This window comes from Streptomyces sp. LE64 (genome assembly GCF_052606915.1).
Window position 1 is genome coordinate 1,196,390 of record NZ_CP199708.1, and the last position, 18,543, is coordinate 1,214,932.

Genomic DNA, 18,543 nt, shown 5'->3' on the forward strand with positions numbered 1-18,543 from the left:
GGCCCCGACTGCCGGACCGTTTCGGCCGCAACGCACTCACGCGAACCCTCCCAGACCTACGGGCGCCCCGCGTGGCCACGGTGACCGGCTCAGGCGCCGCCGGAGTCGAGTTCACGGACCGCCGCCGCGAACGCGTCCCCGCGCTCGTTGTAGTTGGTGAACATGTCCATGGAGGCACAGGCCGGGGCCAGCAGTACGGTGTCCCCCGCGCGGGCGAGCCCCCGGGCGGCCTCGACCACCTCGGACATCGCCCCAGTGTCGGTCCGGTCCACCTCGACCACGGGCACCTCGGGCGCGTGTCGCGCCAGGGCTTCCCGGATCAGGGCGCGATCGGCGCCCAACAGGACCGCGCCCCGCAGCCGCGGCGCGGCGGAGGCGACGAGTTCGTCGAAGGAGGCGCCCTTGGCGAGGCCGCCCGCGATCCACACCACCGGCTCGTAGGCGGCCAGCGAGGCCTCGGTGGCGTGGGTGTTGGTGGCCTTGGAGTCGTCCACGTACGCGACCCCGTCCACGTCGGCGACGTGGGCGATGCGGTGGGCGTCCGGGCGGAACGCCCGCAGCCCGTCCCGGACCGCCGTCGCGGGCACCCCGAAGGCGCGGGCGAGCGCGGCGGCGGCGAGCGCGTTGGCGACGTTGTGCGGGGCCGGCGGGTTCACGTCGCCGACCTCGGCCAGCTCCTGGGCCTGCCGCTGCCGGTCGGGGACGAAGGCGCGGTCCACCAGGATGCCGTCGACCACGCCGAGTTGGGAGGGGGCCGGCGCCCCGAGGGTGAAGCCCACGGCCCGGCAGCCCTCCTCGACGTCCGCCCCGCGGACCAGGTCCTCGGTGGCCCGGTCGGCGAGGTTGTAGACGCAGGCGACCCGGTTGCCCTCGTAGATCCGGCCCTTGTCGGCGGCGTACGCCTCCATCGAGCCGTGCCAGTCGAGGTGGTCCGGGGCGAGGTTGAGGACGGCTGCCGAGTGGGCGCGCAGCGAGGGCGCCCAGTGCAGCTGGTAGCTGGAGAGTTCGACCGCGAGCACGTCGTACGCCTCGCCCCCGGCGCGCTCCTGGTCCAGGATCACGTCGACGATCGGGGTGCCGATGTTGCCGACCTCGGCGGTGCGCAGGCCGGCCGCGCGCAGGATCGCGCCGAGCATCCGGGTCGTGGTGGTCTTGCCGTTGGTGCCGGTGACGGCGAGCCAGGGGGCGGCGGCCGGGCCGCGCAGTCGCCAGGCCACCTCCACGTCGCCGATCACGTCGACGCCGGCCGCTGCGGCCGCCGCGAAGAGCGGTGCCGAGGGCTTCCAGCCGGGCGAGGTGACCACCAGGTCGGTGCCCTCCGGCAGGGTGTCGGCGTCGCCGAGGCGGACCGTGACGCCCTCGTCGGCCAGGGCCGCGGCCGTCTCCCGCCGGGCCGGCGAGTCCCCGCCGTCGACGACGGTGACGTGCGCGCCGAGGCGGGCCAGGGCGCGGGCGGCGCTGAGGCCGCTCACGCCGAGGCCGGCGACGGTGATGTGCTGCCCCGCGAAGGAGTCGGCGGGGCGCGCCTGGTGCTCGGTCACTTCTCTGCTGCCCATCCGGCGTAGAAGAGGCCGAGTCCGACGATCACGCACATGCCCTGGATGATCCAGAAGCGGACCACCACCAGGACCTCGGACCAGCCCTTGAGTTCGAAGTGGTGCTGGAGCGGTGCCATCCGGAAGACGCGCTTGCCGGTGAGCCGGAAACTGCCGACCTGGATGACGACCGACATGGTGATGAGGACGAACAGGCCGCCGAGCAGCGCGAGCAGGAGCTCGGTGCGGGAGCAGATGGCGAGGCCGGCGAGGGCACCGCCGAGCGCCAGCGAACCGGTGTCGCCCATGAAGATCTTGGCGGGCGAGGTGTTCCACCACAGGAAGCCGAAGCAGGCGCCCATCAGGGCGGCGGCCACCACCGCGAGGTCCAACGGGTCGCGGACCTCGAAGCAGGCTCCCGGGTTGGTCAGGTCGCCCGCGTTGGCACAGGACTCCTGGTACTGCCAGACGCCGATGAAGGTGTACGCGCCGAAGACCATCACGGAGGCGCCGGTGGCGAGGCCGTCGAGGCCGTCGGTGAGGTTCACGCCGTTGGACATGGCGAGGATCATGAACAGCGCCCACACCACGAACAGCACGGGGCCGATGGTCCAGCCGAAGTCCATGATGAACGAGAGCTTGGTGGAGGCCGGCGTGAGGTTGCGGTTGTCGGGGAACTGGAGCGCCAGGACCGCGAAGGCGATGCCGACGATGAGCTGTCCGGCCATCTTGGCCTTGGCCCGCAGACCCAGCGAACGCCGCTTGACGATCTTGATGTAGTCGTCGAGGAAGCCGACCAGGCCCATGCCCGCCATCAGACCGAGCACCAACAGCCCGGAGAGCGTGATGGGCGCTCCGGTGATGAGCTTGCTGAGGAAGTACGCGATGAGCGTCGCCAGGATGAAGGCGATGCCGCCCATGGTCGGGGTGCCGCGCTTGCTGTGGTGCTCGCGCGGGCCGTCGTCGCGGATGTACTGGCCGTAGCCCTTGCGGGCCAACAGCTTGATCAGCAACGGGGTGCCCACGAGCGTCAGGAACAGGCCGATGACGCCGGCGAACAGGATCTGATTCATCATCGGGCGGCGACCTCGCCCTCGCCGCTCGCCTTGTCGTCGAGCAGCGCCAGGGCCACTCGTTCCAGGCCGATCGCCCTGGATGCCTTCACGAGGACGACGTCCCCCGGTCGCAGTTCCCCGCGCAATAGGTCGATCGCCGCCTGTGCGTCGGACACGTGCACCGACTCCTCACCCCACGAACCCTCGTTATAGGCGCCCATGCGCAGCCAGGCCGCTTCCCTGCCCCCGACTGCCACGAGCTTGCTCACGTTGAGCCGGACGGCTAGCCGTCCGATCGCGTCGTGCTCGGCGAGCGCCTCGTCACCGAGCTCGGCCATCGCACCGAGCACCGCCCACGTGCGGCCCCCGCGGTCCCGGGCGCCGCCCCCCATCGCGACCAGCGCGCGCAGGGCGGCCCTCATGGACTCGGGGTTCGCGTTGTAGGCGTCGTTGACCACCGTCACCCCGTCCGGGCGTTCGGTGACCTCCATCCGCCAACGGGAGAGGGTGCCCGCTCCGGAGAGCGCGCGGGCGACCTCGTCCACGGGCATGCCCAGCTCGTGGGCGACGGCCGCCGCGGCAAGCGCGTTCGACACGTGGTGCTCACCGTACAGGCGCAAGGTCACGTCTTCGCACCCGGAGGGTGTGTGAAGCCTGAAGGAGGGCCGTCCGGAGGGGGTCAGCCGAACGTTCTCGGCCCGTACGTCCGCTTCGTCGGATTCCCCGAACAGGAGGACGCGGGCCTTGGTCCGGGCGGCCATCGCGCGGACCAGCGGATCGTCGGCGTTGAGGACGGCGACCCCGCCCTCGGCCGCGGTCGGCAGCGCCTCGACGAGTTCGCCCTTCGCCTCGGCGATCTGCTCCCGCCCGCCGAACTCGCCGAGGTGCGCGGAACCCACGTTCAGCACCAGTCCGATGCGCGGCGGGGTGAGTTCGGTGAGGTAGCGGATGTGGCCGATTCCGCGCGCTCCCATCTCCAGGACGAGGTAGCGCGTGTCGTCGGTGGCGCTCAGCGCGGTGAGCGGCAGCCCGATCTCGTTGTTGAGGGAGCCCGGCGTCCAGACCGTGGGGCCGTGGTGCTGGAGGACCTGGGCGAGGAGGTCCTTGGTGCTGGTCTTGCCGGCGGAGCCGGTGAGGGCGACGAGGGTGGCTCCGAGCCGGTCCACGACGGCCCGGGCGAGGGCGCCGAGCGCCCGCTGGACGTCGTCCACGACGATCGCGGGGACGCCGACCGGACGGGCCGCCAGGACCGCGGCGGCGCCCGCGTCGACCACCCGGGCGGCGAAGTCGTGGCCGTCGACGCGCTCGCCGGCGAAGGCGACGAAGAGGCTGCCGGGAACCACGTCCCGGGAGTCCCGGACGACGGGTCCGGTGACGCGTACCGAGGGGTCCGGTATGTCGTGGGGCTGCCCGCCGACTACGGAGGCGATCTCGGCGAGGGAGAGGGCGATCACGTGTTCATCCCTGGGTCTGCTGGGTCGCTTCGCTGTGCTGGGTGGTGCCGGGCGCCCCGGCGGACGGGGCGGTGCGCCGGGCGGCCCGGGCCGACTCGATGGCGTCCCGCAGCACGTGCCGGTCGTCGAAGGGGCGCACCACGCCGGCGATGTCCTGGCCCTGCTCGTGGCCCTTGCCGGCGACCAGCACGGTGTCACCGGGCGCGGCGAGGGCGACGGCCGCGGCGATCGCCTCGGCCCGGTCCTCGTACACCCGTACCTCGCCGCGCTCGTGGGCGGGCACCGCGGCGGCGCCGCGGAGCATGGCGGCGAGGATGTCGAGGGGGTCCTCGGAGCGGGGGTTGTCGGAGGTCAGCAGGGTGGTGTCGGCGAGTCGGGCGGCGGCGGCGCCCATCGGGGCGCGCTTGGTGGCGTCCCGGTCCCCGCCGCAGCCGAGCACCACGTGCAGCCGGCCCTCGGTGACCTTGCGCAGGGCGCGCAGCACCGACTCGACCGCGTCGGTCTTGTGCGCGTAGTCGACGACGGCCAGGTACGGCTGGCCCGCGTCCACGCGCTCCAGCCGGCCGGGGACTCCGGGCACCGCCGCGATGCCCTCGGCCACGGCGTGCGGGTCGAGGCCGGCGGTGGCCAGGGTGACGATCGCGGCCAGGGTGTTGGCCACGTTGAACGCGCCGGGCAGCGGCGCCCGGGCGTCGACCCGCTCGCCGTGCGGGCCCAGGACGGTGAAGGTGGAGCCGAGCGGGCCGATCTCGACGTCCGCGGCGCGCCAGTCGGCGTCCGGGTGGCCCTCTGCGGAGTAGGTGACCACCGGGACGCCGGCCTCGGTGACGAGTCGTCGGCCGTAGGGGTCGTCGTGGTTGACGACGCCGCGTTTGCTGCGCTGCGGGGTGAACAACCCCGCCTTCGCCCGGAAGTAGTCCTCCATGTCGGAGTGGAACTCCATGTGCTCCGGGCTGAGGTTGGTGAACACCGCGACGTCGAAGACGCAACCGTCGACCCGGCCCAGGACGAGGGCGTGGCTGGAAACCTCCATCGCCACCGCCTCGACGCCCCGTTCGCGCATCACCGCGAACAGCGCCTGGAGGTCGGTGGCCTCGGGGGTGGTGCGTTCGGACTTGACGCGTTCGGCGCCGATCCGCATCTCCACCGTGCCGATGAGTCCGCTCTCGCCGCCGGCCGCCGCGTCCAGGCCGCCCTGCACCAGGTAGGCCGTGGTGGTCTTGCCGGAGGTGCCGGTGATGCCGATCTGGAGGAGTCCTTCGCCGGGGTGCCCGTAGAGGGCGGCGGCGAGGGCGCCCATCCGGGCGCGCGGGTCCTCGACGACGAGGACCGGCAGGCCGGTGGCCCGGGCCCGGTCGGCGCCGGTGGGATCGGTCAGGACGGCCGTGGCCCCGAGGTCGGCGGCCTGGCCGGCGAAGTCGGCGCCGTGCAGGCGGGCTCCGGGCAGGGCGGCGTAGAGGTCGCCGGGGCGGACCGCCCGGGAGTCGTGGGTGATGCCCGTGACCTCTCCCTCGGCGGGGGCCGCGAGGCCCAGCCGATCGGCCAGTTCCGCCAGGGGGGTCGGGGAGACGTGGACCGGTCGCGGCGGTCCCGGGTAGCTCACGGAAGCGCCCTTCTGGGGGAGATGCGGGGGATCGGCGTGTGACACGGCGGTGAGCGTACCCGGCGCACCGTCCTCGGGGCTAAATGGCCGGTTCGCGACGGTCGCGGCGGATGTGCCGGTCGCGGACGCGGGTCCCTGGTGCCGGGCGGGGGTGCCGGGTCGGTTCCCCGGAGAGGGGGTGATCGTTGTCACGGGCGGTTCCTGGTGGCTCTCGGGTGGTGCGGCGGGGCGGGGACGCGGACCGGGGCCGCCGGACCGGTCAGGGCTCGAACGTCACGGGGAGCCGCGCGGGCGGGGTGCCGGTCGGCGGGACCTGAAGGCTCTTCAGGGCGAACTCCATGACCTCCTTGTAGACGGGCCCGCAGATCTGGCCGCCGAAGTAGCTGCCCTTGGTGGCGTTCTGGATCGCGCAGTAGACGGTGACCCGCGGCTGGTCGGCGGGGGCGAACCCGGCGAACGAGGAGGTGTAGCCGCGGTACTTGCCGGTGGCCGGATCGACGCGGTTGGCGGTGCCGGTCTTGCCCGCGACCCGGTAGCCCGGGATGCGGGCCTTGACGCCGGTGCCCTGTTCGTCGTCGACGACCGACTCCAGCATCTGGGAGAGGGTGCGTGCGGTGCGCTCGCTGACCACCCGCGTCTCCTTCGGCGCCGGCGCGGGGACGAACCGGTCGTCGGGGCCCCGGTGGCCGCGCACCACGCTGGGCTCGATGCGGACCCCGCCGTTGGCGATGGTCGAGTAGACCGACGCGGCCTGCATCGCGTTGATGGAGACGCCCTGGCCGAACGGGATCGTGTACTGCTGCGAGGTGGACCACTTGTCGGGGGCGGCGAGGATGCCGGGGGTCTCGCCGGGGAACCCGAGGCCGGTGGGGCTGCCGAGGCCGAACTTGCGCAGGTACGAGTGGAGCACCCGGTTGGCCTGCGGCTGGGTCTTGCCGAGTTGGCCGGTGGCCAGGATGGTGCCGATGTTGCTGGACTTGGCGAGCACGCCGTTCAACGTGAGGTACCAGGTGGGGTGGTCGACGTCGTCCTGGAAGAGCCGGTCGCCGCGGTGCAGCCGGTTGGGGACGGTCACCTTGGTGGACGGGGTCGCGGCGTTCTCCTCCAGCACCGCGGCCATGGACACCACCTTGGCGGTGGAACCCGGCTCGAACGCGTCCTGGAGCGCGGCGTTGCCGAGCGAGGCGGAGCCGGCGGCGGTGAGGTCGCCCGGGTCGAAGCCGGGGGCGTTGGCCATGGCCAGCACCTCGCCGGTGCGGGTGTCCTGGACGATGACGTAACCGCGGTCCGCCTTGGACTTCTTCACCTGCTCGGCGATGGCGTTCTGGGCCGCCCACTGGATGTCCCGGTCGATGGTCAGCTCGACGTCGGAGCCGGGGACGGCCGGGGTCTCGGTGCCGCCCGCGGTGGGGACCTGACGGCCGCCGGACTGGGCGTAGGTGACCTCCCCGTCGCGGCCCGCGAGCCGCTTGTCGAGTTGCTGCTCGATCCCGCCGCCGCCCCGGCCCTCGGCGTTGACGAAGCCGAGGAGGCCGGCCGCGAGGTCGCCGTTGGGGTAGATCCGCTTGCTGGTGGGTTCCTGGAAGACGCCCGCGAGGACGTTGGCCTCCTTGGTGCCCCGGGTGCCCTCCTCCCCACCGGTGGGCGCGCTGGCGCGGACCTTGTCGGCGAGGGTGCTCTTGAGGTCCTTGATCTGGTTCCAGACCTGGGGGGTCTGACGGCGCGCCAGCACCACGTACCGCGTCTTGGGCGTCATGAGCTTCTTGGTGAGCTCGGTGGCGTCCTGTCCGAGGATCGGCGCGAGCAGCGCCGCCGCCTGGGCGGCGGCGTCCGGGATGCCGGTCTCCTCGGGGGTGAACATGAACGGGTCGGCGGTGATGTCGTAGGCGTCGACGCTGGTCGCCAGGGCGACGCCGGCACGGTCGGTGATGCCGCCGCGTTCGGCGGCGACGATCCGGGTGAGGTAGCGGTTGGCCTCGGCCTTGGCGGAGTACTCGCTCGCGTCGACGGCCTGGACCTGGAGCAACCGCACCACGAAGGCGATCATGACCAGGCTCATCGCCACGCTGATCATGCGCAGCCGGGGCCGGGGGCTGCCCAGCCGCAGCGGCTTGGCCGGCCGCGGGCCGCGCGGGGGCGGCCCGGAGCCGTTCGCGCCGGTGCGGGGGCGCCGCGGGGGGCGCACGGTGGCGGCGGGTTCCTCCGCCGTGCCGTGCGCGCGGTCGGTCGCGCCGGCGCGACGGGGTGTGGAGGGGCGGTTGCGGGCGGAGCGGGCGCCGCCGGGGGCGGGGCGGTCCGTGCGCTCGGCCCGCTCGTCCCGGTCGGGGCTCTCGACGCGGTCCGTCCCGCCCCGGTCGGGGCGACCGGGACCCGCCGGTTCGGCCTCGCCGGACGGGCGCCGGTCCCTGTGGGCGGGGCGGTCCGCGCCGTCCTGCCGGGCCCGGTCCGGGCGGGCCGGGCGACGGGGGTCGTGGGAGAGGCGTTCCCCGGGGTCGCGGCGGGGGCGGCGGTCCGGGCGGGAGGGGCCGGGCACCCGGCGTCGCGGGGGTTCCCTGTCGGTCACCGTGTCACCTGCCGGAGGTCGTCGGGTCGGGGCCGGACGGAGCCGGGCTCGCCGTGGGGTCGGACGGGGAGGCCGCGGGCGCCGTGCCGGGCGGGGCCCCCGCCGGTGCGGAGGGCGCGGGCGTGCCGGTCGGCGCGGAGGGCGCGGGCGTGCCGGTCGGCGCGGAGGGCGCGGGCGTGCCGGTCGGCGCGGCGGGGTTGGCCGATGCGCCCGGCGCGGGCGCCGGCGCGGCGGACCCCGTGGTGGTGGGGTCCGGGTCGCGCCCGGCGTTCGGGGAGACTCCCCCGGGCTCGCCGGGGACGCCGCGCACCGTGCCGTCCGGTTCGAGGAAGGCCGGGTTGCCGCCGGGCACCATGCCGAGCTTCCGGGCCCGTTCCCGGAGCGCGCCGGGCTCGGAGTGGGCGTCCACGTCCCGTTGCAGGGCCTGTTCCTCGTCGGTCAGTTCGGTGGTCTCCCGCTTCAGCTCGCTCAGCCGGAAGGACCCCTCGTTGAGCGAGGAGTTCAGCAGCAGCAGGGTGATCAGACCGCCGCCGAGCAGGAGCGTCATCAGCAGGACGAACGGGGTGCGGGCGGCCCGGCTCGGCCCGGCGGGCAGCAGTCGGGCCAGTCGGGCGGCCCGACCGCGCAGTTCCGGTCCTCTGGTCACTCGCCCCTCCCCGGCCGTGCGGCAGGGCCGCTCGCCCCGCGGGTCATCCTGCGTCGTCCTCGCGGATGCGTTCGGCACCGCGCAGCCGGGCCGGCGCGGCCCGCCGGTTCTCGGCGACCTCGGCCTCCGTGGGCAGTTCGGCCCCGCGGGTGAGCAGCCGCAGCCGTGGCTGGTAGCGCTCCGGCACCACGGGCAGCCCGGGGGGGGCGGTGGTGGTGGCGCCCGCCGCGAGGACCTGCTTGACCAGGCGGTCCTCCAGCGAGTGGTAGGACAGGACGGCGATCCGGCCGCCGACCGCGAGGGCGGCGACGGCGGCGGGGACGGCCCGTTCCAGCACCGACAGTTCGCCGTTGACCTCGATGCGCAGCGCCTGGAAGGTGCGCTTGGCGGGGTTGCCCCCGGTGCGCTTCGCGGCCTGCGGGAGCGCCGCGCGGATCACCTCGACCAGCCGGGCGCTGCGGGTGAACGGTTCCTTCTCGCGTTCCCGCACCACGGCGGAGACGATCCGCTTGGCCTGCTTCTCCTCGCCGTAGGCGCGCAGCAGCCGGACGAGTTCGCCCGGCGGGTAGGTGTTGAGGACCTCGGCCGCGCTGATGCCGGTCGTCTGGTCCATGCGCATGTCGAGCGGGGCGTCCTGGGCGTAGGCGAAGCCGCGGTCGGCCTCGTCCAGTTGCATGGAGGAGACCCCGAGGTCGAACAGGACGCCCGCGACCCGGGGGGTGCCGAGGCGGGCGAGGACCTCGGGGAGTTCGTCGTACACGGCGTGGACCAGCGTGGCGCGGTCGCCGAAGCGGGCCAGGCGCTCGCCGGCGAGTCGCAGGGCCTCCTTGTCCCGGTCGAGGCCGACGAGGCGGGCGCCGGGGAACTCGGTGAGCAGGGCCTCGCTGTGTCCGCCGAGGCCCAGGGTGCAGTCGACGACCACGGGGGGCGTGGCCGAGGGGGTGCTCAGGGCCGGGGCCAGCAGGTCCAGGCAGCGCCGCAGCATCACGGGGACGTGGCGGGTGCCCGGGGCGCGCTCCCCCTCGTCGCCGGCGGGGTGGTGCGGGGCGGGCGCCCCGGTCCCCTCGACGTCGGTACCGGTGGCGGTGCCGCCCTCGGATGCGGGGGTGTCCCCTTCGCGCCCTTGCATGTGCCCTCTCAGGTCCGGGCGCGGCGCCCCTGCCGGCGTTCGGACCGTCGCCCGCGGGTGCGTCGGGGAGGGAGGGGCGGCGCGGGTCCGTGACCGGTGCGCCGACCGTCCGGTGCGGGAGAGGCCGAGCCGTACGTGAGCGCTTCGCGCGCGCGGGGAGACCGAATCCGGTCTCCGGTGTGTCCACTGGTGCAGCGGGGAGCGCTCGCGGCCTCCCACTTCGCGTCACTTTAGTCCACCCTGTCGTGCGGTCAATCAACCCGCCTGCGCGTCGCGGACGGGCTCCCCCCGACCTTCACGACTCGTCCATGACAAGGCGGGGCACCCCCGGACCTCACCCGTTCGGCGGGACGTAACCCACACGTGTGGGGTACGTCACAACAAGGCGCAATGACGTTCTTTGTCCACTCCCGTGCCATGCTCCGGGGCCCCCGCCCCACTACGGTCGAACCATGACGACTTCCGCACCCTTCCCGTCAGGCACCGAAGCCGCCATACCGGCCGAGCGGACCGTGACCGACCGGCTGGTCCACGCGAACGCGGACTACGCCTCCGCCTTCACCGACCCGGGCATGGACGCCCGCCCCGTCCTCAAGGTCGCCATCGTGGCCTGCATGGACGCCCGTCTCGACCTGCACGCGGCGCTCGGCCTGGAACTGGGCGACTGCCACACCATCCGCAACGCGGGCGGAGTCGTCACCGACGACGTGATCCGCTCCCTCACCATCAGCCAGCGGGCGCTCGGCACCCGCAGCATCGTGCTCATCCACCACACCGGTTGCGGTCTGGAGACCCTCACCGAGGAGTTCCGCCACGACCTGGAGATGGAGGTCGGACAGCGGCCCGCCTGGGCCGTGGAGGCGTTCCGCGACGTCGACCAGGACGTCCGCCAGTCCATGCAGCGGGTGCGGACCTCTCCGTTCCTGGTGGAGACCGGCGACGTGCGCGGCTTCGTCTTCGACGTCCGCACCGGGCTGCTGCGCGAGATCGACCCGACCTGACCCGGTGGGTGCCGCGCCCGCGCGGCACCCACCCGACCGGATGCGCCCCGCCGTCCGACCGGGCGCGTCCGCCCCCGTCACGGCCGCCCCGCCGAACGGGCGATCCGTCCCGAGGACCGGCCGTGGGCCGCACGAACACCCGGGACGGCCTACGCTGAGACCCTCGGAGCACCACGAGCGGGGGCATACGACGCGACTCCCCGTCCACCCCGTCCGCCGGGCCGCGTTGTCCCTCAGCAGTGACACCGACCGGTGGCGGGCACAAGAATGCGTGGACACGGCGTTGCGGCCCGACCGCGACCCGTGGTGCCCGGGTTTCGGGGTGGGTCGGTCCGCGGCAGCGCGCACCGGCCCTGAATTTGGGGAATCCCCGGCACCGCGAGGCGCCAGGGGGAGGGCCGAGGAGGGCCGGGTGACGACCTATGACGATCGAGCGAGCCTCACGGATCTGACCACCACAGCGGAGCGCGTCCGCGCATCGGTGGAGAGCGTGATCGAGGGCAAGCCGGAGGTCGTACGACTTTCACTGACCGTACTCCTCGCCGAAGGGCACCTGCTCATCGAGGACGTGCCGGGCGTGGGCAAGACCATGCTGGCCAAAGCGCTCGCACGGTCCGTCGACTGCTCCGTGCGCCGCATCCAGTTCACGCCCGACCTGTTGCCCTCGGACATCACCGGGGTGTCGATCTGGGACCAGGAGCGGCGGGACTTCGAGTTCAAACCGGGTGCGATCTTCGCCCAGGTGGTGATCGGGGACGAGATCAACCGGGCCTCCCCGAAGACCCAGTCCGCGCTGCTGGAGTCCATGGAGGAGCGCCAGGTCACCATCGACGGGCACAGCTACGAGCTGCCCGACCCGTTCATGGTGGTGGCCACGCAGAACCCGGTGGAGATGGAGGGCACCTACCCGTTGCCCGAAGCACAGCGGGACCGGTTCATGGCCCGGGTGTCCATCGGCTACCCCAGTCCCGAGGCGGAGTTGGCGATGCTGGGCGTGCACGGCGGCGCCTCCCCGCTGGACGACCTGCAACCGGTGGCCCGCGCGCACGACGTCGCCAAGCTCATCGAGCACGTCCGCACCGTCCACGTCGCCGACACCGTCCGCCGCTACGTGGTCGACCTGGTGGCGGCCACCCGCAACCACCCCGACCTGCGGCTCGGCGCCTCCCCCCGGGCGACGCTGCACCTGCTGCGCGCCACGAAGGCCGCCGCCGCGCTCGCCGGTCGGGAGTACGCGCTGCCGGACGACGTGCAGTCGCTGGCCGCCCCGGTGCTCGCGCACCGGCTGCTGCCCACCCCCCAGGCCCAGTTGAACCGGCGCACCGCCGAGCAGGTGGTGCTGGACATCCTCCAGCGCACCCCCGTGCCGGTCGCACAGCCGGCCGCGGGCGGCGGCTACCCCGGCCGCGGGCCGGGCGCGCCCGTCTTCGGGGAGCGTGCGCCCGGCGCGCGGAGGCTGTGATGACGGCCCCCGGCGATCCGCACCGGGGCGGCCCCCAGCGGGCCCGGGGCGGACCGTGGGCCGCCCTCGGCGGGCTCACCACCCGCGGACGTTCCTTCCTGGCCGCCGGGATCGCCGCCACGGCGTGCGCCTACGTGCTGGGGCAGGGCGACCTGTTGCGGGTCGGGCTGCTGCTGTCCGTGTTGCCTCTGGTGTGCGTGTTGGTGCTGTACCGCACCCACTACCGGGTCGCCAGCAGCCGGGTGCTCACCCCCGCGCGGGTGCCCGCCGGTTCGGAGGCCCGGGTCCAACTGCGGATGGAGAACGTGTCGCGGCTGCCGACCGGACTGTTGATGCTCCAGGACCAGGTGCCCTACGTGCTCGGGCCCCGCCCCCGGTTCATCCTGGACCGGGTGGAGGCCGGCGGCCGGCGCGAGGTGTCCTACCGGGTCCGGTCCGACCTGCGCGGCCGCTACCCCCTGGGCCCCCTCCAACTGCGGCTGGGCGACCCCTTCGGGATGTGCGAGCTGACCCGTTCGTTCACCACCCACGACACTCTCACCGTGGTGCCCCGGGTCGAACAGCTGCCGCCGGTGCGGCTCGGGGGCGCGGCCACCGGGTTCGGCGACGGACGACAGCGTTCGTTGGCCCTCGCCGGCGAGGACGACCTCATCCCGCGCGGCTACCGGTACGGGGACGACCTGCGCCGGGTCCACTGGCGCTCCACCGCCCGCCACGGCGAGCTGATGGTGCGCCGTGAGGAGCAGCCGCAACGCGCCCGCTGCTCGGTCCTGTTGGACACCCGTCGACTCGCCCACGAGGGGGCCGGGCCCGACTCGGCCTTCGAGTGGGCGGTGTCCGGCGCCGCCTCGGTGCTGCTGCACGTGCTGGAACGGGGCCTGTCGGCGCGTCTGCTGACGGACACCGGCGCCTCGGTGCCGGACCAGGGGGGCGACGGATTCGGGGGGTCCGGCCCGTCACCGGAGTCGACCGACACCGGAGGGCTGCTCCTCGACACCCTGGCCGCGGTCGAGCACTCGGACGGGGCGGGACTCTCGCGCGCCCACGACCGGTTGGGCGGCGAACGGGAGGGGCTGCTGGTGGCGTTCCTGGGCGGTCTCGACGAGGAACAGCTCGCGGTGGCCGCCCGGATGCGGCAGCGCGCGGGCACCGCGGTGGCCTTCGTGCTCGACCCGGGGTGGTGGGCCCGTTCGGCCGGCCGCCCCGACGACCGGGGCGAAGGCCGGCTGCGGACCCTGCGCGAGGCGGGCTGGACGGCCCTGGCCGTCACGCCGGGGGCGAGCCTCGCCGAGCTGTGGCGCCGGGCCGACCGGGAGCGCGCCGCAGCGGACGCGGCACCGGGAACGGGAGGATGGTCATGAGCGGCCGATGGCGTCTGGTGCTGTGCGCCTGGTTGGCCACGTTGTCGGCGTCGGCGGCGCTGGTCCCGCTGGTGGACTCGTCCTCCTGGCTGGTCCAGGCCGCGGCGCTGCTCGGGGTGCAGGCGGTGGTGGGCGTGCTGGGCCGGCAGGCCCCGCTCCCCCGGTCGGTGACCCTGCTCGCCCAGGTCCTGGTGACCGTGCTGCTGCTCACCGCGTCCTTCGTCGCGGAACGGGCCCTGCTGGGCTTCGTGCCCGTCCCCGACACGATCACCGCCTTCGCCGAGTTGCTCCGGGACGGCGGCGAGGACGTGGGCCGGTTCGCACCGCCCGCGCCGCTGTCGGACGGGGTGCGGTTGATGCTGGTGAGCGGGGTGCTGCTGATCGGCCTCGCGGTGGACGCGCTCGCCGTGACCTTCCGGGCGGCGGCCCCGGCCGGGTTGCCGCTGCTCACCCTGTACTCGGTCGCCGTGGGGATCGGCGGGGGCGACGCGGGCTGGACCTGGTTCGCGCTCGCCGCCGTCGGCTACCTGCTGCTCCTGCTCGCCGAGGGCCGGGACCGGCTGCTGCGGTGGGGGCGGGTCTTCAGCGGGGCCCCCGCCGCACGCGGCGGTCGGGTCACCGCCGGGTTGGAGAGCGGCCGGACGGTGCCGGTGCGCACCGGCCGTCGGATCGGGGCGATGGCGCTGGGCATCGCCGTGGCCGCGCCGCTGGCCCTGCCCGCCCTGGACGGCGGTCTGCTGGACCGGGACCGCGGCGGCGACGGGGGCGAGCCCGGCGGCGGCACCATCTCCGCGGTGAATCCGCTGGTGTCGCTCCAGAACAGCCTCAACCAGCCCGAGAACCGGGAGGTGCTGCGGTACACCACCGACACCCCCGAACCCCAGGAGCTGTACCTGCGGATCGTCTCCCTCGACGACTTCGACGGCAATGCGTGGAAGCCCTCGGTCCGGGAGATCACGGAGGTGCCCGAGGTGCTGCCGCCGCCCGTGGGCTTGAGCCCGCAGGTCGAGCGCCGCGGGGTCACCACCCGGATCGAGGCGGCCGACTGGTACGCACAGAACTGGCTGCCGATGCCGTTCCCGATGCAGCGGACGGAGATCCCGGGCGACTGGCGCTTCGAACCGGTGGGGCGCACGCTGGTCGGCGACCACGGACAGACCACCCGCGGCGCCCGGTACACGGTGGAGAGCCTGCTCGTCGAACCCACCGCGCAGGACCTGGCGAACGCGCCGGCGCCGCCCCCGGAGTTCGTCCGCGAGTTCACCCGGGTGCCGGACTCCCTGCCGGACGTGGTCGCGGAGGAGGCCCGCCGGGTCACCGCGGGCGCCTCGAACGACTACGAGCGGGCCGTCAAGCTCCAGGACTGGTTCTCGGTCGACGGCGGCTTCACCTACGACACGGAGGTCACGGCGGGGACCGGAGCGGCGGCGATCGCCCGGTTCCTCACCCAGAAGCAGGGCTTCTGCGTGCACTTCTCCTTCTCGATGGCCGCGATGGCCCGCACGCTCGGGATACCGGCCCGGGTCGCCGTGGGCTTCACCCCCGGCTCCCCGGGCACGGACGGCACCGTGTCGGTGGGGCTCAGGGACGCCCACGCCTGGCCCGAGCTGTACTTCGAGGGGGTCGGCTGGACCCGGTTCGAGCCCACGCCGAGCCGGGGCTCGGCCCCGGACTACACCCGGGCCCAGCGCCCCTCGGACACGCCGAGCGCCTCGGCCGCGCCGAGCCGCTCGGCGAGTGCGGCACCCTCGGCCGCGCCCTCCCGCACCGAGACCTGCTCGGTGGAGCAGCGCCGGTTGGACGGCAGCTGCGGGGCCGCCTCGCCCTCCGCCGCGGCCGGTGCCGCGGGAAGCGGCGAGGGTCCGCCCTGGACGGGCCTGCTGATCGGCTTGGGGGTGCTGGTCGCACTGGCGCTGCCGTTCGGGCCCGCCCTGTGGCGGGCCCGGGTGCGGGCGGTACGGCTCGGGTCCTCCCCGGGACGCACGGAGGCGGACGCCGCCGCCCGGGTCCTGGCCGCCTGGCAGGAGCTGGTCGACTCGGCCTGGGACCACGGAATCGCTCCCGATCCCTCCCGCACGCCCCGGGCGGTGGCGGCACGGATCGTCCGCACGGCCGGCTTGGACGGGGCGGCCGGGGCCGCGGCGCACCGGGTGGCCGAGGCCGTCGAGCAGGTGCTGTACGCGCCGGCGCCGCGGGCCGTCGCCGGCCTCGGGGACGAGGTGCGGACGGTGCGCGCGGCACTGGACCGGTCGGTGGGGCGCACGGCCCGGTTGCGGGCCGGGCTGGCGCCCCGGTCCGCGGTGCGGTTGCTGTGGGCGGGCAGCGAACGCTGGACGGCGCTGCGGGTGCGGACGACCGGGGCACTGCCCCGGTGGGCCCTGCTGCGGCGCTGAGCGCGACGGGGTGGGTCGCCGGGCTCGCCGGCGACCCACCGCCTCCCGGGGCGCATGCGAAGGGCGCCCTCCGCATGCGTCGGAGGGCGCCCTGGCGTCTAGGGGGCGCAGGCCGGGGCCGGCGCCGGGCGGATCGGTGGTCGAGGGGTGCCCCAGGGGTGGGACGGTGGGCTCAGCGCCCGCCCTCCTGCTCGTCGCGGCGGCGCTGCCACCGCTGCTCGATGCGGTTCATCATCGACCGGCGCTGCCGGTCCTGCGGCCGGGCGGGATGGGCCCCTGGTACGGAACCGACCTGTTCACCCGGCTTGGGCGCCTTGCGCCATCCGGTGACGGCGAGCACCGCACACCCCAGCATGACGAGGAAGCCGACCACGCTGATCCAGATCTGCTGGGCGACCATTCCGGCCATGAGGAGTGCGATACCCACCAGGAAGCCTGCGGCCGCCTGGTACACCCGGCGTCGGGTGTACGTACGCAGCCCGCTTCCCTCAAGCGCTGTCGCGAACTTCGGATCTTCGGCGTACAGCGCTCGCTCCATCTGCTCGAGCATGCGCTGCTCGTGCTCCGAGAGCGGCACGGAGTCCTCCTCATCGTGCAGTCGCCGGGGCGACCGGGGGGTTCCCTTCAGGATAGGCAGGGAATCGCCCCCGTGAAACCCGCCCCTCTACGCCAATTCGCCAGTCCGAGCCCGTCGTGGCGGATCGGCCCGCTGAGGCGTCCATTCCCCGGCGACCCGTCCGTCATGCCGGACCGTCTCTCTCGATCATACGGCGAGTGCCGGCCGATCGGGTGGTGTGTGGCGTACTGCATCCGCCGCAGCGCCCCTGATCAGGGCGGCAACGGCGACGGGAGGCGGAGCGGGCACGGGGGCGGGGGTCACTCCCCGTCGGGCTCCGGGCGGGCCGCGAGGACGTGCAGCTGGGTCGCCACGGCGTGGAAGGCGTCGAGCTCGGCCACGGCGGCCTCCAGCCGCAGCAGGGCGTCCAGCGCCCCCGGCTCGGTGTCCACCAGGACCCCGGGCACCAGGTCGGCGAAGACGCGCACGCCGTGCACCGCGTCCACCCGGGCACCGGCCGCGTTCACCAGTTCGGCGAGTTGCGCGGCGGTGAAGCGCCGGGGCACCGGGTCGCCCTCGCCCCAACGGCCGTCCGGGTCGTCGAGCGCCCGGTGGGCCTCGGCGAAGTGACCGGCCAGGGCGCGGGCCAGGACCGCGCCGCCGAGGCCGGCCGCCAACAGGCTCAGCACCCCGTCGGGCCGCAGGGCGCCGACCGCGTTGCGGATGCCCTCCGCCGGGTCGTCCACGTACTCCAGGACGCCGTGGCACAGCACGACGTCGTGGCCGTCGCGCTCCACGACGTCGAAGAGTCCGAGGGCGTCGCCCTGGACCCCGGTGACGTGGCCCTCGACCCCGGCTTCGGCGGCCCGCCGCTCCAGGGCGAACAGCGCGTTGGGGCTGGGGTCGACCACGGTCACCCGGTGGCCGAGGCGGGCGACGGGTACGGCGAAGTTGCCGCTGCCGCCTCCGGTGTCCAGGACGTCGAGCACCTCGCGTCCCGTGGTCTTGACCCGCTGGTCGAGGGCGTCCTTCAGCACGTCCCAGACCACGGCGGTTCGGAGGGAGGCGCGGGGGCGCATCGGGTCCGACACTGCAACTGACTCCTCGGCACGGCACCGTCCGGCGGGCGGCGGTAGCGATCGGCGCGCCCCGCCCGTCCGGCCGGGCACGGGCCCGGCCGGCGGGGGAGGCTTTCAGGTCATCCCACCCTATTGCCTCGCCGCCGCGGACGGGTCAGCCCGCGTCCGCCACCGGTGGTGGCGCGGCGGGCCGGGACCGCACCGGGCGCGGCACCAGCATCCGTTCGACCAGCCGCAGGAACACTCCGGCGTCGCGCAGCAGCGCGTCGGCGTCCTGGGGGCGGGCCGCGCCCGTGATCCCGGCTTCGGCCCGGGCCCGGCGGTCGGCGCCGGCGGCGAACAGCGCACTCCATTCGGCCAATTCGGGGGCGACCTCGGGCAGCACCTCCCAGGCGCTGCGTATGGCGGGGCGACGGCGTCCGGGCGGCTCGGGCCGGGCCCGGGCGGCGAGGACGGCCGCCGCGGTGCGCAGGGCGGCGAGGTGGGCGGTGGCGTAGCGCTCGTTGGGGGCGGTGCGGGCGGCGGCCTCGTCCAGTCCGGCGCGGGCCTTGGCCAGCAGGTCGAGGGCGGCGGGCGGGGCACCGGTGCGGCGGGGCACCGGGTGCACGTCGCCGGCGGGGCTGCCGTGGGCACGGTGGTACGGCGCGGCTGCCGCGGAGGAATGGGCCATGACGAACCTCCTGTCGTCCGTGAACGGCACGGATGC

General features: G+C 74.7%; 14 protein-coding genes. 4 read left to right on the plus strand and 10 right to left on the minus strand.

Going from position 1 to position 18,543, the window contains the following annotated elements; genetic code table 11:
- Positions 1 to 89 precede the first annotated feature (89 nt).
- From murD to rsmH, 7 genes are all read right to left on the minus strand, one after another.
- Entirely contained in the window at positions 90 to 1,556 is a 1,467-nt protein-coding gene (gene murD / locus ACSMX9_RS05325; RefSeq protein WP_445400357.1) for a UDP-N-acetylmuramoyl-L-alanine--D-glutamate ligase, read from the minus strand.
- The gene (mraY, locus tag ACSMX9_RS05330) at positions 1,538 to 2,611 is read right to left on the minus strand and encodes a phospho-N-acetylmuramoyl-pentapeptide-transferase (protein WP_445400359.1); all 1,074 of its coding nucleotides are present in this window, start codon (positions 2,609 to 2,611) and stop codon (positions 1,538 to 1,540) included. Before mraY ends, murD begins: the two co-directional genes overlap by 19 nt.
- Positions 2,608 to 4,044 carry a UDP-N-acetylmuramoyl-tripeptide--D-alanyl-D-alanine ligase gene (locus tag ACSMX9_RS05335; protein ID WP_445400361.1) on the minus strand — a complete coding sequence of 479 codons (1,437 nt, stop codon included), beginning with the start codon at positions 4,042 to 4,044 and terminating at the stop codon, positions 2,608 to 2,610. The genes mraY and ACSMX9_RS05335 overlap by 4 nt, the downstream gene beginning before the upstream one ends.
- A 4-nt stretch (positions 4,045 to 4,048) precedes the next feature.
- Positions 4,049 to 5,839, minus strand: coding sequence for a UDP-N-acetylmuramoyl-L-alanyl-D-glutamate--2,6-diaminopimelate ligase (locus ACSMX9_RS05340; RefSeq protein WP_445400362.1), 1,791 nt, complete (start codon positions 5,837 to 5,839; stop codon positions 4,049 to 4,051).
- Positions 5,840 to 5,906: 67 nt separating this feature from the next.
- On the minus strand, positions 5,907 to 7,832 hold the full coding sequence (locus ACSMX9_RS05345; RefSeq protein ID WP_445402900.1) for a peptidoglycan D,D-transpeptidase FtsI family protein: 1,926 nt from the start codon (positions 7,830 to 7,832) through the stop codon (positions 5,907 to 5,909).
- A gap of 382 nt (positions 7,833 to 8,214) precedes the next feature.
- Positions 8,215 to 8,856 carry a septum formation initiator family protein gene (locus tag ACSMX9_RS05350; RefSeq protein WP_445400364.1) on the minus strand — a complete coding sequence of 214 codons (642 nt, stop codon included), beginning with the start codon at positions 8,854 to 8,856 and terminating at the stop codon, positions 8,215 to 8,217.
- Between the two features lie 43 nt (positions 8,857 to 8,899).
- Entirely contained in the window at positions 8,900 to 9,841 is a 942-nt protein-coding gene (rsmH, locus tag ACSMX9_RS05355) for a 16S rRNA (cytosine(1402)-N(4))-methyltransferase RsmH (protein ID WP_445402901.1), read from the minus strand.
- Positions 9,842 to 10,437: 596 nt separating this feature from the next.
- On the opposite strand from rsmH, the gene ACSMX9_RS05360 reads away from it, so the two are divergent.
- The 4 genes from ACSMX9_RS05360 to ACSMX9_RS05375 all read left to right on the plus strand — a co-directional run bounded on the left by ACSMX9_RS05360 (position 10,438) and on the right by ACSMX9_RS05375 (position 16,202).
- A complete protein-coding gene (locus ACSMX9_RS05360) occupies positions 10,438 to 10,986 on the plus strand; it encodes a beta-class carbonic anhydrase (RefSeq protein WP_351242521.1) in 549 nt (182 codons plus the stop codon).
- A gap of 412 nt (positions 10,987 to 11,398) precedes the next feature.
- A complete protein-coding gene (locus tag ACSMX9_RS05365) occupies positions 11,399 to 12,448 on the plus strand; it encodes an AAA family ATPase (RefSeq protein ID WP_445400366.1) in 1,050 nt (349 codons plus the stop codon).
- The gene (locus tag ACSMX9_RS05370; protein WP_366117663.1) at positions 12,448 to 13,809 is read left to right on the plus strand and encodes a DUF58 domain-containing protein; all 1,362 of its coding nucleotides are present in this window, start codon (positions 12,448 to 12,450) and stop codon (positions 13,807 to 13,809) included. The genes ACSMX9_RS05365 and ACSMX9_RS05370 overlap by 1 nt, the downstream gene beginning before the upstream one ends.
- A complete protein-coding gene (locus ACSMX9_RS05375; RefSeq protein WP_445400368.1) occupies positions 13,806 to 16,202 on the plus strand; it encodes a transglutaminase TgpA family protein in 2,397 nt (798 codons plus the stop codon). The genes ACSMX9_RS05370 and ACSMX9_RS05375 overlap by 4 nt, the downstream gene beginning before the upstream one ends.
- 172 nt (positions 16,203 to 16,374) lie before the next feature.
- On the opposite strand, the gene ACSMX9_RS05380 is transcribed toward ACSMX9_RS05375, so the two are convergent.
- The 3 genes from ACSMX9_RS05380 to ACSMX9_RS05390 all read right to left on the minus strand — a co-directional run bounded on the left by ACSMX9_RS05380 (position 16,375) and on the right by ACSMX9_RS05390 (position 18,507).
- Positions 16,375 to 16,779: a DUF3040 domain-containing protein gene (locus tag ACSMX9_RS05380; protein WP_351242513.1), complete on the minus strand. Its 405-nt coding sequence runs from the start codon at positions 16,777 to 16,779 to the stop codon at positions 16,375 to 16,377.
- Between the two features lie 299 nt (positions 16,780 to 17,078).
- Positions 17,079 to 17,849, minus strand: coding sequence for a class I SAM-dependent methyltransferase (locus ACSMX9_RS05385; RefSeq protein WP_445400370.1), 771 nt, complete (start codon positions 17,847 to 17,849; stop codon positions 17,079 to 17,081).
- Positions 17,850 to 17,991: 142 nt separating this feature from the next.
- On the minus strand, positions 17,992 to 18,507 hold the full coding sequence (locus tag ACSMX9_RS05390; RefSeq protein WP_445400372.1) for an SAV_6107 family HEPN domain-containing protein: 516 nt from the start codon (positions 18,505 to 18,507) through the stop codon (positions 17,992 to 17,994).
- Positions 18,508 to 18,543: the final 36 nt, after the last annotated feature.